Here is a 9,377-nt window from a genome sequence, read left to right on the forward strand (position 1 = left end):
ACGGGTTTTTATACGCTCCAAAGATTAATTATCCAGATATAGGGGAAAGGATTGAGCAGGATAAATGGATTATCTACACCTCAAATAATTTATTGGAGTGGACACCCAAACCCAAACTGATTAAAGAGATAAAACTATCTGGTAGTGGTTGGGGATTTCACAGTAAGATTGCTAATGTAAAATTGATGGGGGAAAAAGGTTCTGAGCATAGATGAAAATATACCATCTGTCCTATCGGCTTATTTCAATTGCACAGCTCGAAATAATTTGCAAAGGTGATTAATGTCTTATCTCGTTTTAGCCAGAAAGTATCGACCGAAGATTTTTAGTGAATTAATCGGTCAACCACATATTAAAGAAACCTTAAGCAATGCCATTACTTCTAATCGGTTAGCCCAGGCATACCTATTCACGGGTTCACGAGGCACGGGAAAAACTACAACTGCCAGAATATTGGCTAAATGTCTAAATTGCCTTAACGGGATGTCGATAACCCCTTGTGGTAAATGTTCTTCCTGCGAGGAGATTGCTGGTGGCTATTCAATGGATGTTATAGAAATAGATGGGGCATCAAATCGTGGAATTGATGAGATTCGAGAATTACGAGAAAGGGTTAAATTTCTCCCCGCGAAGGCAAAATATAAAGTTTATATCATTGATGAAGTGCATATGTTGACCAATGAGGCTTTTAATGCCTTATTAAAAACCCTCGAAGAACCACCTCCTCATGTTATATTCGTTTTTGCAACTACTGAACCTCATAAAGTTCCCCAGACTATCCTTTCAAGATGTCAACGGTTTGATTTTAAAAGAATACCAATATCTGAAATTTGTAAATTATTAAAATACATTGCAGAAGAAGAGAAAATCGAAATAGACGATTTAACATTAATTTCTATCGCCAAAGCCGCAGAAGGAAGTATGCGAGATGCAGAATCTATTTTAGACCAGGTAGTTTCTTATTGCGGGGATAAGGTTTCACAGGAGGATGTCGTAACTATCCTCGGCATAGTAAAACAAGAGGTGTTATTTACCTTTTGCGAGGCAATAATTGCCGCCTCAGCAAATAAAATAATTCAACTCTTAAATGAGATAATTGATAAAGGATTAGATTTATCACAGTTTGTTCGTGAGTTGATGATGCATCTACGGAATTTACTTATAATTAAAACAGGTTGCCGTCCTGATTCAGTCATTGACCTGACTTCAGAAGGGATAAAATTATTAGAAAGCCAATCATCACAACTTGGACAGGAACAACTTTTAAATCTGATTGAAGCACTTCAAAAGGCAAATGAAAATATGCGATTATTTCCACTCCAGGCAAGATTAATATTAGAAATAGCCTTGATAAAGATGATTCAGGGAAATAAGCCCAGGATAGAGGAAGTGAAACAAGAGGTTGTTTGGACTCCGCCAAAAGAATTATTTGTGAAAGAACCAATAGAGGAGGTTAAAGCACCTGTTGTTACCCCGAGTAAGGAATTTGAGAATCAATCTTTAGAGTTTTCTTTAGAGCAGATAAAAAATATTTGGCCAGAAATCCGAAAAAATATTAAAAATGAAAAACCGGCTTTAGATACCTGTCTGGCATTGGCTGAGATTACGGATTTAGTTAATCAGACCATTATCATTGGGTTTAAAAGGGGTGATTCATTTCATAAAGAAAGAATAGAACGCCTTGAGAACAAAGACTTTATTCAAGAACAGCTTAAAAAAATAACAAACTGTAACCTGCACATCAAAACGATATTTATTGATGGAGCATCAATAGAGGAGGGAAAAACTGTAGTCAGTCCGAAGGTATTGGATATGGTTTTTAAAGTTTTCCCGGAGGCACAGATAATAGAAGGTTAGAGGGCAGAGGGCAGAAGGCAGAGGGCAGAGGGCAGAGGGCAGAGGGCAGAAGGCAGAGGGCAGAAGGCAGAAGGCAGAGGACAACAGGAAGAAAAAACCTTCAGCCTAATTACGGACACGGATACCGGACACAATTTACGAATTTTCCGTGTTTCATCCGTGTCTATCTGTGGCTGAATAATTACTTTTTATATTTGCTGCTCTTTGGAGGAAATTGACCCGTTTAAAAACTACAATTTCCTGGTTTTGCAGAACTCTAATTTACCAAAGAAAAGGAGGGATAAGTTAAAAAATGGAGTTTCAAAACATTCTTAAACAAGTTCAAGAGATGGGAACACAATTTAAAAAGGTTCAAAAAGAACTGGCTTCTAAAAAAGTCACCGCCAGTGTTGGTGGTGGGATGGTTCAAGTTACGGCTAATGGACAAAAAGAAATCATCAGTATTACCATAGAAAAAGCCATAATTAATCCTCAAGAAAAGCAGATGTTAGAGGATTTAGTTTGTGCCGGGGTAAATGAGGCACTTTCAAAGGCACAAGATTTAGCCGTAGAACAAATGATGAAAACGACTGGTGGGATGAACATCTTTGGATTATTAAAAGGGTTGGTTTGAAAAAATGTATTTAACCCCTTCTATGACCAAATTAATAGAAGAATTATCTAAATTACCTACAATTGGGCCAAAAACTGCCTCCCGATTAGCATTTTATATCTTGAAAACATCACCCGAAGAGACAAAAAGATTAGCCAGAGCAATCCTTGAGGTAAAAGAAAAGGTTAAAAATTGCTCGATTTGCTATAACATCACAGAACAAGACCCTTGTGATATTTGTCAGGACATTAAAAGGGATAAAAAAATAATCTGTGTGGTAGAACAGGCTCAAGATATAATGGCGGTGGAAAAGACAAGGGAATATAAAGGAACTTACCATGTCTTGGGCGGGGCTATTTCACCCCTGGATGGTATTAGTCCAGAACATCTACGGATAAAAGAATTAGTCAAAAGGATTGAGAGTAATCCATTAGAGGAAATGATTATCGCAACCAATCCAAATGTAGAAGGTGAAGTAACCGCACTTTATCTGACTAAATTAATCAAACCGCTGGGAATAAAATTAACCCGAATAGCCTATGGCATACCTGTTGGTGGAGATCTGGAATATGCCGATGAGGTTACATTAGCTAAGGCGCTGGAAGGAAGGATACAACTATAGAAAATTATAGGGTTTCACGAAATTAAAAGGAGGTAATTGGTCACTAATTACCATTCACCAGTTACCAATTACCAGAAAATAGGAGGTATTTAAAATGTTTAAAGGTTCAATTGTTGCTCTGGTAACACCATTTAAAGATGGTCAGGTAGATAAGGAAAGGTTGTTGGAATTAGTTGAGTTTCATATTCAAGAAGGGACAGATGGGATAGTACCGTGTGGGACTACTGGTGAATCAGCGACTTTGTCCCATGATGAACACAAAGAGGTCGTAACTCTGGTTGTCAACGCAGTAAATAAACGAATTCCAGTGATTGCCGGGGCGGGGTCAAATTGCACGCGGGAATCTGTTGATTTAGCTCATCATGCGAAAAAGGTAGGTGCTGACGCTATTTTAGCCGTAACACCTTACTACAATAAACCAACACAAGCCGGACTATATGAACACTACGCCACCATTGCTAAAGAGGTTGATATTCCACTTATTCTTTATAATGTTCCAGGTAGAACCGGCGTAAATTTACAACCTGAAACCGTGGCAAAACTATCTAAAATCAACAATATTGTTGGAATTAAAGAGGCATCGGCAGATTTAAGACAACAAACTAAAATTGTTGAGCTTTGCCGTCCAGATTTTGCCTTAATCTCTGGTGATGATTTTACACTACTACCAACATTATCTATTGGTGGAGTAGGCGTTATCTCAGTCGTCGCAAACATTGTCCCAAAAGATATGGCAAATTTAATTAAAGAGTTTAACAAAGGCAACTTTGATGAGGCGAAAAGATTACATTATAAAATATTTCCTTTATGTGAGGCTTGTTTTATTGAGACAAGTCCGGTGCCTGTAAAAGAGGCATTAGGAATAATGGGTAAGATATTGCCAGAAGTAAGACTACCTTTAGTCCCATTACAAGAAACTAATCGAGAAAAACTACGGCAAACTCTAATTACCTATGGGATAGGCGTTTAGCAGATAGTTGAGCGATTACAAAGAGGGTGTTGAAAAAGTCCTCGCACCCAACAAGGGGAGAGCGTTGCAAATAAGATTGGGATTTAATGCAGGTTTTATTTAGTAATGGAGAGATAGAACTTGCCAAAGTAGGAAAAGAGATATAAAATTGGAACTTGACATCAAAGGAGGGTGTAGAATTAGGGAGTTATGGATTTGGTAGTAGCGTGAGAGGGCCTAATGTTTTGGATAAAATAAGTCGATAAAGATAACAGAAGTAAGTCTAAATTCTTTAGGAGGGGAGTAATGAATACAAAAGAGGACTTCTGTTATCAGGGTATTTCATTTCAGTCCGAAGAGGATAGTGGCGTTGGGGGAGGACTGGAAATCAAACAAGATGGGAATCGATTTTGTGTCATAGGCCGAGGGTTTAATATCGGCTGGTTACTGGATACTGCTTCGAATCGAAAGGCGGTGTTAGTGTTTATCCGGCTATTTCGAGACAAGGCAGGCAAACCATTATATACCCATCAGGAACTTTCAGAGATAGTGGGGAGTAAGAATCGGCAGGCTTCAAGCAGTCATATGGAACAATTTCATGCTTGTGGTGGCGATATATTGAAGTTTCTGAGTCGTCGTCGCAAGGTAGATGGAGAGGTAGTAGGAGCAGTATTATCAGAGTTAAAGAAGGATCCTTTAAAGGCAAAGAATGAATTATGTCAGGAAGTGAAGAGGAGGCTTAGTAGGGATGACCTGACGGAGATGAATATTCAAGCAGCGTTAGAGCAAATACCGTATGAACCATTATACCGTAGGTTAAGAGAGCAGTTGAACAAAGGGGAGGTGCATTATCAAGAGGACTATCTTTTGCAGGAGGTAATGAATAGTTTTAGTTCCTGTGGAGGCGAGCAGGGAGGTATGATGCTGGGAGAAGTGGAAGGGATGAAGGTATCAGATCCGACAGGGATACGGAATTTGTTAACGCCGGAAGTAAGTTTATCCTGCATCAACAAATCGTTGCAGATAGTATGTTTTGTGATGGCCTTGTATCATCATGAGGTTGGATTGTCTGTTCTGGGTAAATGGTTGAAGGTTCATAAGACTACGATATTACGATGGATACTTGGGTTATCATTGGAGCTTTGGCCAATAGTGTGGAGTTGGGTAAAGAAGGGGGTGAAGACGAGGAAGGTCTATATAGATGAGAAATGGCTGAAGATTCAAAAGAGATGGTATTATTGGTTTGTCGTTTTGGATGAGGGGACAGGTTTACCGATAATAACTTCACTTTTAGCATCTCGAGGGGTATGGGCATGTCGGTGGATAGGCTATCAGATGAAGAAGTTGGGTCAAATTCCTAAAGCAATTATCACGGATGGAATGGTAACATATAAATATCTCAAGGAGATCTTAGGAAAAGATGTTGAGCATCTGTTGTGCCATTTTCATTATCAACAGGTTACCAGCCGATGGGTCAAAGAGAACTTCAAAGGGAATGAACAACTTATTAAGCAGCGTAAGAAAGAGTTGAAGGAGGTCTTACAAACTAACGATAAGCGGACGGTCAAGCGGCGTTTTGAGAAACTTAGAGGAATGGCCGAAATAATGGGGATACAAAGATGGGTTTCGAATATGGAGGAAGCATTGCCGAAGCTTTTACCTGCTATTGGAAGCAAGAAATTTCCTAAGACCAATAATGCGATAGAGCGATTCTTTAGAGATTTTAATCAATTTTACAAAAGAAGGTGTGGATTCTTTTCTGTCATGAGTGCCAGGAGAGAAATCATCAGTTTTTTGGTAATGTACTTATTTCTTCAGCAGCCAGGTAGTTGCAAGGCTCCACTTGAAATGATTATGCCAGAAGTAAAAAATATGCCTTTCTATCAACTGGTTAACAATCCACTGGGTTGCCTGTTAGGACTACAAAATGTCAAGTTAAATAAAAATATGGCAGAAAATAGAACAAAACAATGCCTCGGACCTTAAATATAACGCCAAACCTTATGCAACACTCTCGCTTTTATCCCATTAAAGTTTTTTGAAATCTCCTTTACTTCAAGAACATTCATCTCTCTCTACCTTTACTCAAATTTGTATTCACCTGCAATCCCTTGAGGTCGAAAATACATAAAGCCGATGAGAAGCAGGGCATAAATCATCTGCCGCAGGTTAGCGGCTACTGAATCTGGGATCCCGAGGAATCGTAAGACTTCCGGGATAATAAGGAGAAGAACTGTTCCAACAACCGGTCCTTTCAGATTGCCCATTCCGCCAACAATGATAATGGTAGCAATGAATATTGACTCCTCTAATGTGAAGCTTGTCGGGTCGATGTAAGTAACATAATGGGCAAAGAGACTTCCGGAAATAGCTGCCATTCCAGCCGCAATAAGGAAGGCAAGAACCTTTACTCTGAATACATCCTTGCCCAGGGCCTGGGTGGCTAACTCATCCTCTCTGATTGCCTTTAATAATCTTCCAAAGGGAGAGACAAGAATTCTCCTTATCACAAAGAAAGAGCCTGCCACGATAATAAGGGTTAGCAAAAAGTATTTCGGCAAGGTGGAGAACTCAAATCCAAATAGTGATGGGACAGGTATACCAGGTATCCCATAAGGCCCTCTGGTAAGACCAATCCAGTTATACAGGATAGTAAATACAATGAGTTGGAATCCGATGGTGGCTAAGATAAAGTAGTCTCCCTTCAGGCGGAGGGATGGAAGAGAGACACACAGGCTTATAGCCATTGCCCCAAGAATACTTAGCGGAAGAGCTAAAAAGAAGTTTAGCCCCAGTTTCACCATCAGCAGGGTTGATATATAAGCCCCTATTCCATAAAAGGCAGCATGGCAAATAGAGAGAAGCCCGGTATAGCCTATTAGCAGGTTAAGGGAAAAAGCCAGGATGAGGTAGATATTTATCATAATCAAGATATGAAGTAAATAATTCATGTCTCTTCAAGCCTCCTTGTCTTGCCCATAATTCCCTGCGGACGGAAGAGGAGAAACATAATCAGAATAGAGAAAGTGACCAGGTCTTGCCATCTGGCGGAGGTCTTCCAGATGACCATATTCTGGATTATACCTAAGAATAATCCACCCAGGGCAGCTCCGGTAAAGGTCTTTACTCCACCCACAATAACGGCCACCGCCGCTAAGAGAAAGATGGAAAGGCCCATATTGGGATCAATCCCTACATCTAAAGAGACAAGTGCCGCCCCAACACCAGCCAAAAGGGAACCTACTCCAAAGGCAATGATTCTTGTCTTCTCAACATCTATCCCTACCACTTCTGCCAGAAGGGCATTATTAGACAATCCCCTTAATGCCTTCCCAAGTCTTGTTTTCATTAGGAAGATATAAAAGATGGAAAAGAGAATAACAAAGGCTATGGCATCCAAGACCTGAATCCGGGTCAGGATAATTGAACCAAAGTGGTAGGTTTTGCTTACCCGAGGGAAGATGACTTTGGTTTCGTTTCCAAAGAGGAGGGCAATTAGGTTTTGAAGAAAGATATAGACACCAAGAGAGCTAATGATGTAAGTAGCTGGTGCGGCCTCCTTTTTTCTTAAAGGGGAGTAAATAAATACCTCTATCAGGATACCCAATAGAGTTGCTCCGGCCAGGGAGAGAAAAAGGCTTGTTAGAATGTTTGTCTTAAGATTGATAAAGAGGAGATAGAGAAGGTAAGCCCCACTTGTATAAACAATCCCATGTGCAAAATGAAAAATCCCCGTAGCGCTATATATTAACCCAAAGCCCATAGCAACCAATGCGTAAACACATCCCATTACAATACCGTTAGATAGAAGCTGAATTAGCAATTAAACCTCCTATACAAATAAAAATGAGAAGAACTTGCCCAAAGTTTAACTCCAAAAGTCAATAATCTCTTTCTTTTTGGACATCTTAATCGCTCCTAATTATAAAATATAGCATACTTTTAAATTAGTGACTCTACATTTGTAGCAAATTTGTAGCAGACTCTGTTCTTTCTTATAAGGGATACTGTGTCAGTCTGCCCCTAATTCTCTTTTCTTTTTTGAGACACATTTTGAGACATTTTTCACTAAATTGAGACATTTATATTGCTCTATATCTTTTATCGCGTGTGGTTCCTTCAGCTTTTACATAACTTATCTTCTCTAACTTCTTAAAGTCTCTAAATGCGGTTTTTCTTGTAACATTGAACATCTTAGCATATTCCTTATTGGTAAGCGTTCAGGGTGTAATGAAGGAAAAATGGAAAAGTTGGGGAAAAGGGGAAATTATTTATTTATTTCCAGTCTCCGTATATCCAGTTTAAAATCAGCAAAGTTGATTAACAAACCCATCTTTTTATCTACTGCTTTCAGATAGGATCTTACCTGTGCATAATACTTCTGATTTTATTGATTAGTATTTCTCTTTCTTCCTAAAAAAGTATTGACAAGCGTTGAGGGTATATATTATACTATCTGAAAGGGTATCGGCGTTTGAGGTAAATGAAGGTATTTAATAAAGGGAAAAAGGAATTATAATCAAGGATCTTTCGAAAAGATATGAAAGAAACAAAACATAGTGAGTTTAAAAAATCAACCGGTGAGTGGAAAGAAATTGTAGAAACGGTTTCTGCTTTTTCTAACACCGAAGAAGAATTTCGTTTTGATAAGCAAATTTGCAAGAATGCTAAAATACAGCACTGAGAGAATTAACCAGATTAAAAACACTAAACCTATTAATCCCAAAAGGCGTTGGAAGAGCAACCACCTATGTCCTTAAATGATGCGGTGAATTTGCGGTGAAGCAAACTGAATGCAAAATGGTCTTTAAATATTAAAATCCAAAATGTAACTATTCAGCCATTGATTGACACGGATTAGCACAGATAAATAGCAGAAGGCAGAGAGCAGAAGGCAGAGGACAGAAGACAGAGGTCAGAGGCGGGTTGTCCCCCGCTGGCGGGGGTTAGGGGGTGGTTGTCCCCCGCTGGCGGGGGATTAAGGGGGTGGAAATCTCTTCCACTGGCAGAGAATCAAGAAGGATAGAAAATAAAAGTTAGAAGGAGAAACGCTCATGAACCGTTGGTTCACAAATGAAGATGAAAATAGGTTTGATGGTTCAGGTGAAATCAGGCTGAAGCCTGCGGCTGCCAGCCTTCCCGAGTCCCGAACCCCGAGTCCCGAGTCCCGATTTTCAGAAGAACCCTTCAACCTGATTACGGACACGGAAAACGGACACGATTTACGAATTTTCGTAACCGTTCAGGCTATATATCAAAAGTGTAAGAAAGGGGATAAGGAGATAAGAGTGATATGGAGATAAGATAATAGAAATAGATTGAAATTTATAGAAATAGGTAGAAATTGATTGTGGAAA

9 protein-coding genes and 1 pseudogene are annotated in these 9,377 nt (G+C 39.4%); 7 read left to right on the forward strand and 3 right to left on the reverse strand.

What is annotated here, in order from left to right:
• From AB1422_10625 to AB1422_10650, 6 genes are all read left to right on the forward strand, one after another.
• Positions 1-215 (forward strand): hypothetical protein (locus AB1422_10625; protein ID MEW6619771.1); only part of this gene is annotated, 215 nt, incomplete at its 5' end.
• A gap of 67 nt (positions 216-282) precedes the next feature.
• Positions 283-1,857 carry a DNA polymerase III subunit gamma/tau gene (gene dnaX / locus AB1422_10630; GenBank protein ID MEW6619772.1) on the forward strand — a complete coding sequence of 525 codons (1,575 nt, stop codon included), beginning with the start codon at positions 283-285 and terminating at the stop codon, positions 1,855-1,857.
• A gap of 292 nt (positions 1,858-2,149) precedes the next feature.
• Entirely contained in the window at positions 2,150-2,470 is a 321-nt protein-coding gene (locus AB1422_10635; protein MEW6619773.1) for a YbaB/EbfC family nucleoid-associated protein, read from the forward strand.
• A gap of 4 nt (positions 2,471-2,474) precedes the next feature.
• Entirely contained in the window at positions 2,475-3,071 is a 597-nt protein-coding gene (gene recR / locus AB1422_10640) for a recombination mediator RecR (GenBank protein ID MEW6619774.1), read from the forward strand.
• Between the two features lie 94 nt (positions 3,072-3,165).
• Positions 3,166-4,041, forward strand: a complete 876-nt coding sequence (gene dapA, locus AB1422_10645; protein MEW6619775.1) for a 4-hydroxy-tetrahydrodipicolinate synthase — start codon at positions 3,166-3,168, stop codon at positions 4,039-4,041.
• 285 nt (positions 4,042-4,326) lie between these two features.
• The gene (locus AB1422_10650; protein ID MEW6619776.1) at positions 4,327-6,006 is read left to right on the forward strand and encodes a hypothetical protein; all 1,680 of its coding nucleotides are present in this window, start codon (positions 4,327-4,329) and stop codon (positions 6,004-6,006) included.
• Between the two features lie 95 nt (positions 6,007-6,101).
• On the opposite strand, the gene AB1422_10655 is transcribed toward AB1422_10650, so the two are convergent.
• The 3 genes and pseudogenes from AB1422_10655 to AB1422_10665 form a co-directional block, all read right to left on the reverse strand.
• Complete coding sequence (locus AB1422_10655; protein ID MEW6619777.1) at positions 6,102-6,971, reverse strand: branched-chain amino acid ABC transporter permease; 870 nt, start codon at positions 6,969-6,971, stop codon at positions 6,102-6,104.
• Entirely contained in the window at positions 6,968-7,843 is an 876-nt protein-coding gene (locus AB1422_10660) for a branched-chain amino acid ABC transporter permease (GenBank protein ID MEW6619778.1), read from the reverse strand. Before AB1422_10660 ends, AB1422_10655 begins: the two co-directional genes overlap by 4 nt.
• A gap of 444 nt (positions 7,844-8,287) precedes the next feature.
• A pseudogene (locus tag AB1422_10665) lies at positions 8,288-8,392 on the reverse strand (GxxExxY protein).
• A gap of 168 nt (positions 8,393-8,560) precedes the next feature.
• On the opposite strand from AB1422_10665, the gene AB1422_10670 reads away from it, so the two are divergent.
• The gene (locus AB1422_10670; GenBank protein ID MEW6619779.1) at positions 8,561-8,704 is read left to right on the forward strand and encodes a hypothetical protein; all 144 of its coding nucleotides are present in this window, start codon (positions 8,561-8,563) and stop codon (positions 8,702-8,704) included.
• The last annotated feature ends 673 nt before the right edge of the window (positions 8,705-9,377 follow it).

The organism is bacterium (assembly GCA_040757115.1).
Taxonomy (GTDB): domain Bacteria; phylum UBA9089; class CG2-30-40-21; order CG2-30-40-21; family SBAY01; genus JBFLXS01.

Coding starts and splice junctions, on each gene's coding strand:
- dnaX (MEW6619772.1), top strand. CDS start 283: ATGTCTTATCTCGTTTTAGCCAGAAAGTATCGACCGAAGATTTTTAGT.
- AB1422_10635 (MEW6619773.1), top strand. CDS start 2,150: ATGGAGTTTCAAAACATTCTTAAACAAGTTCAAGAGATGGGAACACAA.
- recR (MEW6619774.1), top strand. CDS start 2,475: ATGTATTTAACCCCTTCTATGACCAAATTAATAGAAGAATTATCTAAA.
- dapA (MEW6619775.1), top strand. CDS start 3,166: ATGTTTAAAGGTTCAATTGTTGCTCTGGTAACACCATTTAAAGATGGT.
- AB1422_10650 (MEW6619776.1), top strand. CDS start 4,327: ATGAATACAAAAGAGGACTTCTGTTATCAGGGTATTTCATTTCAGTCC.
- AB1422_10655 (MEW6619777.1), bottom strand. CDS start 6,971: ATGAATTATTTACTTCATATCTTGATTATGATAAATATCTACCTCATC.
- AB1422_10670 (MEW6619779.1), top strand. CDS start 8,561: ATGAAAGAAACAAAACATAGTGAGTTTAAAAAATCAACCGGTGAGTGG.